Here is a 15,067-nt window from a genome sequence, read left to right as displayed (position 1 = left end):
AAACCGCATGGCTGTCAGTCCTGAAGCAGCGACTGGTAAGCCACTACGGATCCCGCAGATAGTCCGGGCACCAGCCCGGATGCCCCTGCTGGTCGTCATATTTTTCAAATTAGGGCCACCGCTTTGTGAGCAGCAGCCCTGGCTAAAACTACGGCGCTGGGTTGAAAGCAGCGCCGCAGGTGTTACAGGTCTAGCAAACAACCGTGAATCAGGTACCGCTTTGCAGCAACATGTTACGTACGTGGCCGATTGCCTTGGTCGGGTTAAGACCCTTAGGGCAGACGTTCACGCAGTTCATGATGCCGCGGCAACGAAACACGCTGAACGGATCATCCAACGACGCCAGACGCTGTTCGGTCTGAGTATCACGGCTGTCCGCCAGGAAACGATAAGCCTGCAGCAGTGCAGCTGGGCCGAGGAACTTGTCAGGGTTCCACCAGAACGACGGGCAGCTGGTGGAGCAGCACGCGCACAGAATGCACTCGTACAGACCATCCAACTTCTCACGCTCTTCCGGCGACTGCAGACGCTCGATGGCCGGAGCAGGCGTGTCGTTCTGCAAATATGGCTGCACCTTCTCGTACTGCTTGTAGAAGATGCTCATATCAACAACGAGGTCACGAATGACTGGTAAGCCAGGCAGCGGCCGGATCACAAGCTTGCCGCCTTTAAGGCCGGCAACCGAAAGCGGCGTGATGCACGCCAGACCATTCTTGCCGTTGATGTTCATGCCGTCGGAGCCACATACACCCTCACGGCAGGAACGACGGTAAGAAAAGCCTTGATCCTGCTCTTTGATCAAAGCCAGCACGTCGAGAACCATTACATCCTTGCCACCGGTATCGACCTGGAAGTCCTGCATAAACGGCGCTGCATCTTTTTCCGGGTTGTAGCGATAAACACTGACTTGCAACATATCAGTCACCCTTAATAAGTCCGGACCTTGGGTTCAAACGCCGGTACTGTCTTCGGCGCGAAATTGACGGCACGCTTACTGACGCGCTTATCCTCTGGAAGATAGAGGGAGTGGCACAACCAGTTTTCGTCATCACGCTCTTCAAAGTCTTCGCGAGCATGAGCACCACGGGACTCTTTACGAGCCTCCGCAGCGATCGCAGTGGCCTCAGCAACTTCGAGAAGGTTTTGCAGTTCCAGCGCCTCGATACGCGCAGTATTAAATGCCTGACTCTTATCCGCGATCTTGACGTTCGCGATGCGCTCACGCAGGTCGGTCAGTTGTTTGATGCCTTTTTGCATGTATTCGCCGGTGCGGAACACACCGAAGTAGTTTTGCATGCAGTTCTGCAGTTCTTTACGCAGCGGCGCTACGTCTTCACCTGTGGTGCGCTCGTTGACGCCAGCCAAACGCTTGAGCGACAGCTCAATGTCCGTCTCGGACGCGCCACGCGCATCTACGCCTTCTTTAAGCGCTTTTTCCAGGTGGATACCGGCGGCACGGCCGAACACCACGAGGTCAAGCAACGAGTTGCCGCCAAGGCGGTTTGCACCATGAACCGATACGCAAGCCACTTCGCCCACAGCGAACAGACCGTCGATGATCTTGTCGTTACCGTTGGCATCCTGGGTGATGGCCTGACCATGGATGTTGGTCGGTACGCCGCCCATCATATAGTGGCAAGTCGGCACAACCGGGATAGGTGCAACAACCGGATCAACGTGTGCGAAGGTCTTCGACAGCTCGCAGATACCCGGAAGACGGCTGTGAAGCACCTCTTCACCGAGGTGATCGAGTTTGAGCATCACGTGATCGCCTTCTGGACCACAACCGTTGCCAGCAATGATTTCCTTAACCATCGAGCGTGCAACAACGTCGCGACCTGCCAGGTCTTTGGCGTTCGGAGCATAACGCTCCATGAAACGCTCGCCGTGCTTGTTGATCAGGTAACCACCTTCACCACGGCAGCCTTCGGTTACCAGCGTACCGGCACCTGCGATACCGGTTGGGTGGAACTGCCACATTTCGATGTCCTGCACCGGAACGCCAGCACGCAGAGCCATACCAACACCGTCACCCGTATTGATCAGGGCATTGGTGGTGGAAGCATAAATGCGACCAGCACCACCGGTAGCCAATACTGTGGCTTTGGAACGGATATAAACGGTTTCGCCGGTTTCGATGCAGATGGCGATGGTGCCAACTACGGCGCCGTCCTGGTTCTTCACCAGATCGACCGCGTACCACTCGTTGAGGAACGAGGTACCAGCTTTCAGGTTGGCCTGGTACAGGGTGTGCAGCAGGGCGTGACCGGTACGGTCAGCAGCAGCACAGGTGCGCGCAGCCTGAGTCGGGTTATTCGGGCCTTTGGATTGACCGCCGAACGGACGCTGATAGATGCGGCCCTGCTCGGTACGGGAGAACGGCAGCCCCATGTGTTCCAGTTCAAATACGGCCTCCGGACCCACGGAACACATGTATTCGATAGCGTCCTGGTCACCGATATAGTCGGAGCCCTTGACGGTGTCGTACATGTGCCAGCGCCAGTCGTCGTTCGGGTCGGCCGAAGCGATGGCGCAGGTGATACCGCCCTGAGCGGAAACAGTGTGCGAGCGCGTCGGGAAGACCTTGGTCACGACTGCGGTTTTGTGACCACCCTGAGCCAACTGCAGTGCAGCGCGCATACCCGCGCCGCCGCCACCAATAATGATGGCGTCATAAGAAAGAGTGCGAATGCTTGTCATGGATCAGTTACCCCAAAAAATCTGCACGCCCCAGACGAATAACGCGAACATGGCAACGCCACACGCGGCCTGGAACAGAAAACGCACGACAGTAGCCCACTTACCCAGGGCCATCGGCGTCAGGTAGTCGGTGGAAATTGTCCACATGCCAACCCAGGCGTGAACGCTGAGCGCCACCAGGGTCAACAGGCTGAAGATACGCATTGCGTTATTGGAGAACAGCGCCTGCCATTCGGCATAACCCAGACCCGGGTTACACACGACAAAGCCAAGCAAAAACAGCACATAAGCCGCGAGGACGACAGCAGATACACGCTGTGCCATCCAGTCATAAAGACCCGAACGCGAGAAATTCGTGACGTTGGTTACCATATCCACACCCCCAGCAGCACGATCACGATCGTCGAGACGACGAGAACGATTTTCGAACCCAGCTTGCCGCCTTCCAGCGTCTCACCGATGCCCATGTCCATGATCAAGTGGCGAACACCGGCCACCAGGTGGTACAGCAGAGCGGACAGCAGACCCCAAATCACGAACTTGGCCAGCGGGCTGGTCAGGCATTCCTGCACCTGGGCAAAGCCCTCTTCGGACGCCAGCGACTTGTCGAGGCCATAAAGCAGAATGGCGATACCGACAAAGAGGATGACACCGGAGATACGGTGAAGAATGGACGTGTAAGCAGTGATCGGGAGTTTGATAGTCCTAAGGTCTAGGTTTACAGGTCTTTGGCTATTCACGGCTTTTTATCACACTGAGAGCCCCTAACTATCAGGGCAAAGTTGTCGGGAGGTGCACTGGTCAGGTACCCATCACCCAAGGAGTGACAACTACCAAAAGACAGGCTAAAGCCCTTGGTAGCTGGGCGCAGAGTATAGACAGTTAGGTTACTAATGACAACGCAAAGCCCCCTACCTAAAAGCGCATTGCGTACCTTTTATAAATGGCGTAAAGAACCACTTTAAAAGCCCGAAAACCACCCGCAAACCCTTCTGCCGCCTGGGTTTTCGCAAATTGACATTCGAATTTATCTCACTATAGTGGTGCGGGCCCTGCGTGGGGGGCAGTCAGATGATTTCAAGCATAACTAGGAGGCCACACATGGCTGACAAAAAAGCGCAGTTGATCATCGAGGGCGCAGCCCCCGTCGAGCTGCCCATTTTAACCGGCACCGTTGGTCCCGATGTAATTGACGTGCGGGGCTTAACCGCCACGGGCCGTTTCACATTTGATCCTGGCTTTATGTCCACCGCCTCGTGCGAGTCGAAGATCACCTACATCGACGGCGACCAGGGCATTCTGCTGCATCGCGGCTACCCCATCGAACAGCTTGCAGAGCAATCCGATTACCTGGAAACCTGCTACCTGCTGCTGAACGGCGAACTGCCGAGCGCAGAAGAAAAAGCCAAGTTCGTCAGCACCATCAAGAACCACACCATGGTTCACGAGCAACTGAAGACCTTCTTCAACGGCTTCCGCCGTGACGCTCACCCGATGGCCATCATGTGCGGTGTAGTCGGTGCACTCTCGGCCTTCTACCATGACTCACTGGACATCAATAACCCGCATCACCGCGAAGTATCGGCCATGCGCCTGATCGCCAAGATGCCAACCATCGCCGCCATGACCTACAAGTACTCCATGGGTCAGCCGATGATGTACCCGCGTAATGACCTGAACTACGCGGAAAACTTCCTGCACATGATGTTCAACACCCCGTGCGAGATCAAACCGATCAGCCCGGTGCTGGCCAAGGCCATGGATAAGATCTTTATCCTGCACGCCGACCATGAGCAGAACGCCTCCACCTCCACTGTACGTCTGGCCGGCTCCTCGGGTGCCAACCCGTTCGCCTGTATCGCAGCCGGTATCGCCGCCCTCTGGGGCCCGGCGCACGGCGGTGCCAACGAGGCAGTGCTGAGCATGCTTGATGAGATTGGCGATGTTTCGAACATCGACAAGTTCATCGCCAAGGCCAAGGACAAGAACGATCCGTTCAAACTCATGGGCTTCGGTCATCGCGTTTACAAAAACCGCGATCCGCGCGCCACCGTGATGAAGCAGACTTGCGACGAAGTACTGAAAGAGCTGGGTATCAAGAACGATCCACAGCTGGAACTGGCGATGCGTCTGGAAGAAATCGCCCTGACCGACCCGTACTTCAGAGAGCGCAACCTGTACCCGAACGTCGACTTCTACTCGGGCATCATCCTCAAAGCTATCGGTATTCCGACCAGCATGTTCACCGTGATCTTCGCCCTGGCGCGGACCGTCGGCTGGATCTCGCACTGGAAAGAAATGCTCTCCAGCCCTTACAAGATTGGCCGTCCGCGCCAGCTGTACACCGGCTACCCGCAGCGCGATCTGAAGAAGTAATTCAGTTCTCGGCGCACAAAAGGCTGCCCTCGGGCAGCCTTTTTTATTGCGCTGAATAAGCCAGCTTTATGGCTGTTCAGCCAACTGACGCAGCCCCTGCAAAGTATTGAACGGCGCATCCACGACAAAGCTGTTGGCCAACCAGGCCGGCACGCTTCCACCCGGTTCGGAATGAACCTCGTAGATCACCTCGATTTCGCCCTCGCGCGGCGTAAGGCTCCAGAAGCCCTCCACCTTGCTCACCCGCACAAAGCCTTGCTGCGGCGGTAAAAAGTCGGCAACGCCATGCAAGGTGCGGGTTACCCGACCATCAGCATCACGCGTGGTAGTCACCTGCAGGATGGAATCACGCGGTTGCACTGGCCAAGGCGTGTGGAAGCGGCTGTAGGCCCAGCTCAGATCACCCTCATGCTTGAGCAGTTTCTGCTCGCTGCACGCATGAATCCAGGCGCAGGCCGCGCTGACATCATCCTGCAGGGCCAACAAGCGTGGCATATCCACTCGTATACGAGTGACACCGCGAAACGCCTGAAAACTTGAGCCTGGGATCTGCTGCAAATAGACCTGAATACCCGCTTCATCCTTAACCAGACGCCATTGCGCCGCCTGCGCCCCGCTCACCGCCAGCAACGCGGCAATACCCAAGAGCAGCCCTTTAAACCGCACCATCACGCCTCCAGCAGCCAATAACGTTGTGCCACAGTATCAGACTGCAACGGCCGTGCTTTGCTCCAGCCAGCCAATCAACTGCAGCGCCTCTGCCGTGGTGCTGCCGCATACATACTCGGCAGCATGAAATGCAGAACACACCGCAGGTCGCTCAGGCCGGCCAAATATCAGGCAGTAGTTGTTCGCATCCAGCTGCACGCAGCGCACACCAGCCGGCTTGCCATCAGGCATACCTGGGATAGGGGAACTGATCGATGGAGCGATGCAGCAGGCGCCGCAGCCGGCACGGCAATTCATGACAGGAAGACCTCAACATCACAGCACAGGGCATAGGCCGGCGATTCTACGTGGGTGCAGACGGCTTGGCAGCCGTTCATCCATAGATTCAGGCGAGTGGTAAACGCAGACGAAACTGCGTGCCCTGCCCTGGCGCGCTGCGTACCTGTAGATCAGCGCCGAGAATATCCACAGCCAGCTGGTGGGTGATATGCAAGCCAAGCCCGGCGCCTCCGCGTCCGCGCCGGGTGGTAAAGAACGGGTCGAAGATCTTGCCCAGCACCTCCTCGCTCATGCCATCGCCGTTATCGCTGACTTCAATTACGCATTCGCGGCGCATCTCATCATGCTCAACCCTGACCGTAACCACGCCGTTCATGCCCGAATCGAAAGCATGGATCAGCGCATTGTCGATCAGGTTCTGCAGGATCTGACCCAGAGGCCCCGGATAGCTGTCGAGCATCAGGCTCGGCGGTAGCTCCAGCTGTACCCGATGGTTTGACTGCTTGAGCTTGGGAGTAAACAGCAGCATGACCTCACCGACCAACTCGACCAGATCAAAGCAACGTCGCTCGGTACTCGCACGGTCACTGGCCAGTTGCTTGAAGGCCCGGGTTAGCTGCGCCATGCGCGTCAGACTATTAAGGATGATCGCCAGGCCTTCATCATTGCGCTGCACAAAGCGCTCCAGCGCCGAACGCTGTAACCCTTCACCGAGGCTTTTCTGCAGGCTCTGATTACCTTTATCCAGGGTTGAGGCAGCCATGCTGGCGGCACCAATCGGCGTATTCAGCTCATGCGCCACCCCCGCGACCAAGGTGCCCAACGAAGAGAGCTTTTCCGCCTGAAGCAAGGCGCCGCGCGTGCGCTGCAGCTGATCAACCGTGTCACGCAGCTCCGCATTACGCTGCAACAGTGCCTGGCTACTGACCTCCAGCGCCTGGCGCACCTGATCACGCTCGAACTCCGCCAAGCCGAGGCGCAACACCACCAGTAGCCCAAGAGAGAGCATCACGCAGACAAACAGCAATACCTGCCAGAGTACTTGCCCACGCAGCCCCTGAATTTGCTCCAGAGGCAGGTGCGAAACCAGTAACCAGTACTCACCTGTTGCCGCGTTCTGGCCACTACCCTGGTAAGGATCGAACTTATTAAAGGCCCAATAACCACCACTGTCGCTAAACACGCCATCGTGGGCAGCCTGCATCCGCCGCCAGCTATCCGGAAAGCGGCTGGCCAGCGTTGCCTCAGGCTTGCCCAGAGCAAAACCCCAGGCATCCTGCTCATCAGCAGCGAGTATCCAGTAGCCTTCATGGTCGACCAGAGTCAGGTTGTTGCCGTAACTCTTGGACACCTCGGCCAGACGTTGCAACAGCACTTGCCCAAGGTAATTGAGGATCAGGATGCCGCGGCGCTTGCCCTCACCATCGAAAATCGGCTCGGCACCCCGCAGGGTGGGCTTGAGTGGTTGCTCGACGCTGCCCATATCAGCGTTCAGGTCAAAACGTGAGAGGTAGAACGCACCCTGAGGCAGGTTCATGGTCTCGACGAAGTAATAGTGCTGCGCCTGGTTGTGCAATTGTGCCTGATCACTCGCCAGCGGCTCGCCATTGCGCCAATCAACCCGCACCTGCTCTGCACCACGCTCATCCAGCCAGCGAATCTGGTCATAGACCATGCTGCTGCGGGCGAACTCGACAAACAGTTGACTCAGGGCGTGCCGGTTATCTGCACTTGGGTTCCGCAGCACCTCAGCCAGTAGTGGCTGTTGGATGAGAAATTGCAGATTGCCGCGCAATGTCGCCAGGTGCCGATTTAGCACGCCAACGCCCTCGTTCAGGCTGACCTGCTGATCGCGCAACAACGGTTCAAGTCGCGCATCCAGCAAGCGCTCGTAAAGCAGTGCCATCAGCAGCAGAATCAGCAGCGTCCATGGCACAAATAGCAGCAATAGGTTGCGCCTGACCGGCTGCGACAACAGCCTGGCGCGCCTGGATTGCTGCATCAGGCCGTGCACTCCGGCCAGTCACTCAACCAATTGAGTAAATCCGCGCAGGCCATCGGTTTGGCAAACAGATAGCCCTGCGCCTGCCGGCAGCCATGTTTGAGAATCCAGTCGGCCTGCTGTTGGGTTTCGACGCCTTCGGCAATGACCCGCATGCCAACCCGCGCGGCAATCTGGATCACCGCTTCGGCGATCATCTGCTGGTCGCTGACCTCACCGATTTCCAGAACAAAACTGCGGTCGATTTTCAAGCGATCGGCAGGCAACAAACGCAGGTAGCTGAGCGATGAGAAACCAGTGCCAAAGTCATCGATGGCCACCTCCACGCCCATGGCCCGCAGCGCACGAAGCTTTTCACAGACGGTGTCGAAGGTGCGCATGGCCACCGACTCGGTAATTTCCACTTCAATCTGCTCAGGCAGCACCCCAGCCACCTGCAAGTGCGACTTAAACCGCTCAATGAAGTCATGCTGCAGCAGTTGCGGTGCAGAGACGTTAACCGCAACGCGGATGTGCGGGTACCCCGCATCAGCAAGCTGTTTTGCCGCCTGCAGCGCGAGACGCATCAGTAAATCGCCCAACGGCAAGATGTAGCCCGTGGCTTCAGCCAGAGGAATAAAGCTCAAAGGCGGAACCATCTTGCCGTCAGTTTTACGCCAGCGTGCCAAAGCTTCCACACCAGTTACGCGGAGCGTTTCAAGGTCAATTTGCGGCTGCAGTTCAACACTGATTTGGCCGGCGTCCACCGCATCACGCAAGGCCAGCAACATGCGATAGGACTCTGCATGCGCACCTTGCAGCCTAGGGTCGTAGACGCCGTGCTGGTCATGCCCCAAGCGCTTGGCCTGTTTTAGGGTCAACAGCGCATCCTGCAGGGCCACACTGGCGCTGCCGGTAAAGTCAGCCAGGTGCATGGTCACGCTGCTCAGGCTGTGCACCTGGCCCAGCTCATAAGGGCGTTTATGCCGGCGAAACAGTGCCACCACGTCCGCGGCATTAACCTGGGTTTGCGGGCCGAGGATGGCAAACAGGTCATCACGCACCCGGGCAATCAGCACCTCATGGGTGAAGGCGTCGCGCAGTTTCTTCGCCACCAGGCCGAGAATAAAATCGCCATAACCGGTGCCAAAGGCGGTGTTGGCACCAGAGAAATTATCGATATCGATGAGCACCAGCACCCGCTGATCCTTGGCCTCCGACTTCAGCGTCATGTCCAGCATGCAAATCAGCGCATTACGATTGGGGATCTTCAGCAAGTCGTCCTGATAGGCCATTTCCTCCAGGCGGCTGAACAGCGCAACGTTGTAAAGGCCACGGCTGATACTGACACTGAACACCTTGAGCAGCTCCAACTCGGTGTCATCCAGCGCCCGTGCACTGTCGATATAGCAGGCGTAGTCAGAACCGGCCTGAAAGCGCGGAAAGAACAAGACCGTGCAATCGCTCAGACGCAGAGTCTGCTGCGCCCGCAGGCATTGGCGCACCGCCGCCGCGACCTGCGGCTGCAGCACGTCCAGATTGGCGTCGATGCTGTCGAAGAAGCGCCCGCTGGCGCTGACAATCCGCGCATTTGGCTCGGTAGTGGCGTCACCCTCATCGGCGCGCACGCAGACAATGCCCTCGGTCTGCAGGTCAAGCAGTGAGGTGATTTCCGAGAGAATCTTGGCCGACAGCTCGCGGGTACTCTTCGAACAGAACAGTGCATTGCTCGACTCGACGATCATCTGCAAGCCGCGCCGCGCGCTAGCTACAGCCCTGAGCTGCGCATAACCGCGCACCGCTGCGGTGAGCACCGTCAGCAAGCGCTCGGCGCTGAGTTCACTCTTGGTCCAATAATCGTTGATGTCGTAATCACGCATCACTTCATGAGCCGGCGCCAGGCCTGGCTCACCAGTGAGCATCACCACGCGGGTTTCGCGATTGCCGATCACCTCACGCAGCGCCTTGATCAGGCGCAGGCCGGCGTCTTCGGTCTCCATCACCACATCGAGCAATACCAGGGCGATGTCATGGTGTTTGGCCAACAGCATCGAAGCTTCACGGCAGCTGAACGCCTGGATCAGCTCAATACGCCCGCCCAGCAGCTCCAGCTCGCTCAGGGCAAAGGCGGTGGCGCGCTGGAAGTCGGCGTCATCATCAACTGCCAGCACGCGCCATACGGGCTGGCTGGTGGTGCTGGGAAGGTCGTCGCTGAATGCAAATTGATCATCCATGAACAGTGCCCGCATGCCTGAAAAGTGAGAACAGTGCCGAATCCATACTGGCTTTGAACCCAGTATAGACGGCCGTACTCAGCTGCCAGTTAGCGCTTGTTCAGGCGGGCTAACAGACTGGACGTGTCCCAGCGGCCGCCGCCCATGCCCTGCACATCGGCATAAAACTGATCGACCAGCGCGGTGACCGGCAGCTGCGCGCCATTGCTGCGCGCCTCGGTTAGCAGAATTGCCAGGTCCTTGCGCATCCAGTCCACGGCAAAGCCGTGTTCGAACTCGCCGGCCAGCATGGTTTTGTGGCGATTTTCCAGCTGCCAGGATTGTGCAGCGCCCTTGCTGATCACTTCCATCGCGCCATGGGCGTCGAGACCGGCGCACTCGGCGAAATGCAGCGCCTCGGACAAGCCCTGCACCAGCCCGGCGATGCAAATCTGGTTGACCATCTTGGTCAGCTGACCGCTGCCGGCTTCGCCCATCAGGCGGGCCATGCGTGCATAGGCCTGAATGATTGGCTCAGCTTTGGCGTAGGTCGCCGCCTCACCGCCGACCATGATGGTCAACGCGCCGTTCTGCGCCCCAGCCTGTCCGCCGGAGACCGGCGCATCGAGAAAACCCAGTTGCCGGGCAGCGGCCTGCTCGGCCAATTCACTTGCAACCTGCGCCGAGGCGGTGGTGTGATCAATCAGCACCGCACCAGCCTGCATGCCGGCAAAGGCGCCCTGCTCGCCCAGCACAACACTGCGCAGATCGTCATCATTGCCCACGCAGACCATCACAAACTCGGCACCCGCAGCCGCTTCACGCGGGGTTGGCGCGTGGCTGCCGGGGTATTCGGCGGCCCATTGCGCAGCCTTGGCGGCGGTGCGGTTGTACACACACACCTGATGCCCGGCACGTGCCAGATGCCCAGCCATCGGATAACCCATTACGCCCAGCCCGATAAACGCCAGCTTTGCCATATCCACCTCTACCGTCGAGCGTCCTTTACCGCACGCTTCTGATTAACTGCATACCTGCGCCATACAGCGGGTACGAACCTGGCTGCAAGCATGCCCGCCACCTGCAATCAACGCCAGTACAGCCATGTGGCAAAACTGTATGGATGCCCCAAGCAACAGGCTTTACCCGACGCTGAAACTGCTTCCATACTGACTGCACGCTAAGGAGGGCTTATGCAGCACTGGCTGGTCATCGACCTAGAAGCCACCACCGAAGAAGGCGGTTGGCCGATTACAGACATGGAAATCATCGAAATCGGCGCCAGCCTGGTCAACGCGGGCGGCCATGAAATCGAGAGTTTCCAACGGTTTGTGCGACCCACACGACGCCCGCACCTGACCCACTTCTGCCGTCAGCTCACCCAGATCAGCCAGGCCGATGTTGATGCCGCCGCGCCGCTGAGTGCGGTATGGGCACAATTCGAACGCTGGCTGCTGGCCCATCAGGCACAACTGGCGGGCTGGGCCAGCTGGGGCGACTACGACCGCCGCCAGTTTGAACAGGAATGGCGCGCCCATGGGCTGGAGAGTCACCTGAGCCAGATCCCGCACATCAACCTGAAAAAGCGCTTCGCCGAAGCCCGCCAGCTGCCCAGCCCGATTGGCTTGAAAATGGCGCTGAATCTCGCCGGCCTGCAGTTCCAGGGCCAGCAACACCGCGCCCTGACCGATGCGCGCAATACCGCCCGGCTGCTGCCACTGGTTTTGCCTGCGCAAAGCAGATGACGAAGAAAAAACGCTTGGGCATACTGGCGGGCCTTTTTCTATGGCCTGTCGCTACTGGCGGCCAGCCTTTTTAATCCCCTATCGAGGAACTGCAGATGTTCAAGGTCAATGAATACTTCGACGGCACCGTCAAATCCATCGCCTTCGGCATGGCTGAAGGCCCGGCTACCATTGGCGTGATGGCTGCAGGCGAGTATGAATTCGGCACCAATCAGCTAGAAATCATGCACGTGGTCGCCGGCGCCCTGACCGTGAAACTGCCCGGCAGCGACAACTGGGAAACCTTCACCAGCGGCAGCAAGTTCACCGTACCGGCCGACAGCAAGTTTCAGCTCAAGGTGGCAGCTGATACTGCATACCTGTGTGAATACCGCTAAGCCTTAGCCGTGGTGCATAAAAGCCGGCCCCAGTGGCCGGTTTTTTATTACTGGATAGATAACCCAAAGGAACAGCCATGCCGCGCTCAACGCAATTCTCCCTGGTGATCCTGCCGATCATATTGCTGCTGATCGCCATGACCTCGATCCAGAGCGGCGCGTCCCTGGCCAAGGGGCTATTTCCGGAGATTGGTGCCAGCGGCACGACGGCCCTGCGTTTGAGCCTTGGCGCGCTGATCCTGTGCATCTTGATGCGCCCGTGGCAGGCCAAGCTGACGCTAAAGTCCAGCCGTTCGCTGCTGGCTTACGGGTTGTCGCTGGGCGGTATGAACCTGCTGTTCTACCTCTCGCTGAAAACCATCCCTCTGGGCATCGCCGTGGCCCTGGAATTCACCGGCCCGTTGGGCCTGGCGCTGTTGTCGTCACGCCGTTTGGTGGATTTCGTCTGGATTGCCCTGGCGGTTTTCGGCCTGTGGCTGCTGTTGCCCACCGGGCAAAGCGATGTACCGCTGGACCCCGTCGGCATGGGCCTGGCCCTGGCGGCTGGGCTGTGCTGGGCGCTGTATATCGTTTTCGGGCAAAAAGCCGGCGCTGAGCACGGCAACCAGACCGTGGCACTCGGCACCATCGTCGCGGCCCTGCTGGTGTTCCCGATTGGCCTGTGGCAAGCCGGCAGCGGCCTTTTTTCACTGGACCTGCTGCCCGTCGCCCTCTGCGTCGCCGTGCTGTCCTCGGCCCTGCCCTACAGCCTGGAAATGGTCGCTCTGACCCGCCTGCCCGCGCGCACTTTCAGCATCCTGATGAGCATGGAGCCGGCGATTGCCGCGCTTTCTGGCCTGCTATTCCTCAGCGAGCGCCTGACTCTCAGTCAATGGCTGGCGATCAGCGCCATCATTCTCGCCTCGGCCGGTGCAGCGGCGACCATACGCCCCAACGCCAAGCCGCTTTAAACAGCGGCCTCCGCCTCGTTACTGAACTGCAACTCGGCTAAACGGGCATACAGCGGGCTGTTGCTGACCAGCTCGCTGTGCGTGCCAATCGCCGCCAGCTTGCCGTGCTCGATCACAGCGATGCGGTCAGCGCTTTTGACCGTCGCCAGGCGGTGGGCGATCACCAAGGTGGTACGCCCTTCCATCAGCGGCGGTAAGGCTTGCTGAATCAAGTGCTCGCTCTCGGCGTCCAGTGCACTGGTTGCCTCATCGAGCAGCAGAATCGGCGCATCCACCAACAGCGCGCGGGCGATTGCCAGGCGCTGACGCTGACCACCGGACAAGCCCAGCCCAGCATCGCCGAGGTGAGTCTGATAGCCGTCCGGCAGCTTCATAATAAATTCGTGAGCATGTGCGGCTTTGGCTGCCGCTTCGACCTCAGCCAGGCTGGCAGTGGTTTTGCCGTAGCGGATATTGTCCTCCACCGAGCCGAAGAACAGCGCCGGGTTCTGCGACACCAGGGCAAAGCTACTGCGCAGTTCGCGAGGGTCGAGCTGTTGGATCGGCACGCCATCAATCAGGATACGGCCCTGCTGCGGGTCGAAAAAGCGCAGCAGCAGATCAAACAGCGTCGATTTACCTGCGCCAGACGGCCCGACCAACGCCAGGGTTTCCCCAGCTGCAACCTGCAGATCGATACCGTCCACGGCGAAACTACCGGGGCGCGACGGGTAGGCGAAGCGCAGCCCTTGCAGCTCGATACGGCCCTGCACCGGCTGTTGCAGATGCAACGCATCGGACGCCGGCGGGGTGATTTCATTGCGTGCCTGCAACAGTTCAGCGATGCGCTCAGCGGCACCTGCGGCGCGTTGCAGCTCGCCGATCACCTCACTCAGGGTGCCAAAGGCCGAGCCTACGATCAGGCTATAGAACACAAAAGCGGCCAGCTCACCGCCGGAAATTCGCCCGGCAATCACGTCCATACCGCCGACCCAGAGCATCACCCCCACCGCGCCGAGCACCAGCACGATCACCACAGTAATCAGCCAGGCACGCTGGGCAATGCGCTGACGCGCAGTATCGAAGGCCGCCTCGGCGGACAGGCCGAAACGGCGCTTGTCCTCATTTTGGTGGTTATAGGCCTGCACGGTCTTGATCTGCCCCAGCACCTCGCCGACATAGCTACCGACATCTGCCACCCGGTCCTGGCTCTGCCGCGACAACGCGCGTACGCGGCGACCGAATATCAGAATCGGCGCGACCACCAGTGGCAGCGCCATCAACACGATGCCGCTGAGTTTGGCATTGGTCACCACCAGCAGCACGCTGCCGCCAACCAGCATGATCAGGTTACGCAGTGCCATCGACAGCGACGAGCCGATCACCGATTGCAGCAGCGTGGTATCAGCAGTCAGGCGTGACTGAATCTCCGAGCTGCGGTTGCTCTCATAAAACCCCGGATGCAGCTCGATCAGGTGGTTGAATACGCGCTTGCGGATATCGGCGACAAAGCGCTCGCCAATCCACGACACCAGGTAGAACCGGGTAAAAGTACCGATGGCCAGCGCCAGTACCAGCACGAAGAACAGCCCAATCGACTGCTGCAAGGCCGCCGGCGATTGAGTCGCCAGGCCCTGATCAACCAACAGCTTGATGCCCTGCCCCATCGACAGGGTGATGGCGGCGGTAAACATCAGCGCCAGCAAGGCCCCAAACACGCGACCGCGATACGGCGCAATAAAGCGCCAGGCCATGCGCAGGGCATTGCGTTGACGGGAAGACAGGATCGAAAGCATGA

14 protein-coding genes are annotated in these 15,067 nt (G+C 59.0%); 4 read left to right on the top strand and 10 right to left on the bottom strand.

Going from position 1 to position 15,067, the window contains the following annotated elements; all coding sequences use genetic code 11:
• Positions 1 to 208 precede the first annotated feature (208 nt).
• The 4 genes from BLO50_RS12670 to sdhC are packed head-to-tail and all read right to left on the bottom strand — an operon-like array spanning position 209 to position 3,440.
• Positions 209 to 916: a succinate dehydrogenase iron-sulfur subunit gene (locus BLO50_RS12670; protein WP_090253279.1), complete on the bottom strand. Its 708-nt coding sequence runs from the start codon at positions 914 to 916 to the stop codon at positions 209 to 211.
• Between the two features lie 11 nt (positions 917 to 927).
• Complete coding sequence (gene sdhA / locus BLO50_RS12665) at positions 928 to 2,700, bottom strand: succinate dehydrogenase flavoprotein subunit (protein ID WP_090253275.1); 1,773 nt, start codon at positions 2,698 to 2,700, stop codon at positions 928 to 930.
• Positions 2,701 to 2,703: 3 nt separating this feature from the next.
• Positions 2,704 to 3,072, bottom strand: coding sequence for a succinate dehydrogenase, hydrophobic membrane anchor protein (gene sdhD / locus BLO50_RS12660; RefSeq protein WP_090253272.1), 369 nt, complete (start codon positions 3,070 to 3,072; stop codon positions 2,704 to 2,706).
• Positions 3,066 to 3,440, bottom strand: a complete 375-nt coding sequence (sdhC, locus tag BLO50_RS12655) for a succinate dehydrogenase, cytochrome b556 subunit (protein WP_090253269.1) — start codon at positions 3,438 to 3,440, stop codon at positions 3,066 to 3,068. Before sdhC ends, sdhD begins: the two co-directional genes overlap by 7 nt.
• Before the next feature lie 361 nt (positions 3,441 to 3,801).
• On the opposite strand from sdhC, the gene gltA reads away from it, so the two are divergent.
• A complete protein-coding gene (gene gltA, locus BLO50_RS12650; RefSeq protein ID WP_090253266.1) occupies positions 3,802 to 5,076 on the top strand; it encodes a citrate synthase in 1,275 nt (424 codons plus the stop codon).
• Positions 5,077 to 5,142: 66 nt separating this feature from the next.
• Here gltA and BLO50_RS12645 read toward each other — a convergent pair whose 3' ends face one another.
• The 5 genes from BLO50_RS12645 to BLO50_RS12625 all read right to left on the bottom strand — a co-directional run bounded on the left by BLO50_RS12645 (position 5,143) and on the right by BLO50_RS12625 (position 11,204).
• Positions 5,143 to 5,745: an START domain-containing protein gene (locus tag BLO50_RS12645; RefSeq protein ID WP_090253264.1), complete on the bottom strand. Its 603-nt coding sequence runs from the start codon at positions 5,743 to 5,745 to the stop codon at positions 5,143 to 5,145.
• 36 nt (positions 5,746 to 5,781) lie between these two features.
• Positions 5,782 to 6,042 carry a YkgJ family cysteine cluster protein gene (locus BLO50_RS12640; RefSeq protein WP_090253261.1) on the bottom strand — a complete coding sequence of 87 codons (261 nt, stop codon included), beginning with the start codon at positions 6,040 to 6,042 and terminating at the stop codon, positions 5,782 to 5,784.
• An 88-nt stretch (positions 6,043 to 6,130) separates the two neighbouring features.
• Positions 6,131 to 8,026 (bottom strand): sensor histidine kinase, encoded by a 1,896-nt coding sequence (locus tag BLO50_RS12635; RefSeq protein WP_090253259.1) that lies wholly within the window; start codon positions 8,024 to 8,026, stop codon positions 6,131 to 6,133.
• Positions 8,026 to 10,239 carry a GGDEF/EAL domain-containing response regulator gene (locus BLO50_RS12630; RefSeq protein WP_167354459.1) on the bottom strand — a complete coding sequence of 738 codons (2,214 nt, stop codon included), beginning with the start codon at positions 10,237 to 10,239 and terminating at the stop codon, positions 8,026 to 8,028. The genes BLO50_RS12635 and BLO50_RS12630 overlap by 1 nt, the downstream gene beginning before the upstream one ends.
• 89 nt (positions 10,240 to 10,328) lie before the next feature.
• Positions 10,329 to 11,204, bottom strand: a complete 876-nt coding sequence (locus BLO50_RS12625) for an NAD(P)-dependent oxidoreductase (protein WP_279615023.1) — start codon at positions 11,202 to 11,204, stop codon at positions 10,329 to 10,331.
• Between the two features lie 207 nt (positions 11,205 to 11,411).
• Here BLO50_RS12625 and BLO50_RS12620 point away from each other — a divergent pair, with 207 nt between their 5' ends.
• From BLO50_RS12620 to rhtA, 3 genes are all read left to right on the top strand, one after another.
• Complete coding sequence (locus BLO50_RS12620) at positions 11,412 to 11,963, top strand: 3'-5' exonuclease (protein ID WP_090253251.1); 552 nt, start codon at positions 11,412 to 11,414, stop codon at positions 11,961 to 11,963.
• Between the two features lie 95 nt (positions 11,964 to 12,058).
• Positions 12,059 to 12,340: a pyrimidine/purine nucleoside phosphorylase gene (gene ppnP / locus BLO50_RS12615; RefSeq protein ID WP_090253248.1), complete on the top strand. Its 282-nt coding sequence runs from the start codon at positions 12,059 to 12,061 to the stop codon at positions 12,338 to 12,340.
• Positions 12,341 to 12,417: 77 nt separating this feature from the next.
• Positions 12,418 to 13,290, top strand: coding sequence for a threonine/homoserine exporter RhtA (gene rhtA, locus BLO50_RS12610; RefSeq protein ID WP_090253245.1), 873 nt, complete (start codon positions 12,418 to 12,420; stop codon positions 13,288 to 13,290).
• Here rhtA and BLO50_RS12605 read toward each other — a convergent pair.
• Complete coding sequence (locus BLO50_RS12605) at positions 13,287 to 15,065, bottom strand: ABC transporter transmembrane domain-containing protein (RefSeq protein WP_090253243.1); 1,779 nt, start codon at positions 15,063 to 15,065, stop codon at positions 13,287 to 13,289. The genes rhtA and BLO50_RS12605 overlap by 4 nt on opposite strands.
• Positions 15,066 to 15,067 lie beyond the last annotated feature (2 nt).

Source organism: Pseudomonas peli (genome assembly GCF_900099645.1).
GTDB classification, from domain to species: Bacteria; Pseudomonadota; Gammaproteobacteria; order Pseudomonadales; family Pseudomonadaceae; genus Aquipseudomonas; species Aquipseudomonas peli.
Note: the sequence above shows the minus strand (reverse complement) of the source record. Positions and strands in the feature narration are given on the sequence as shown.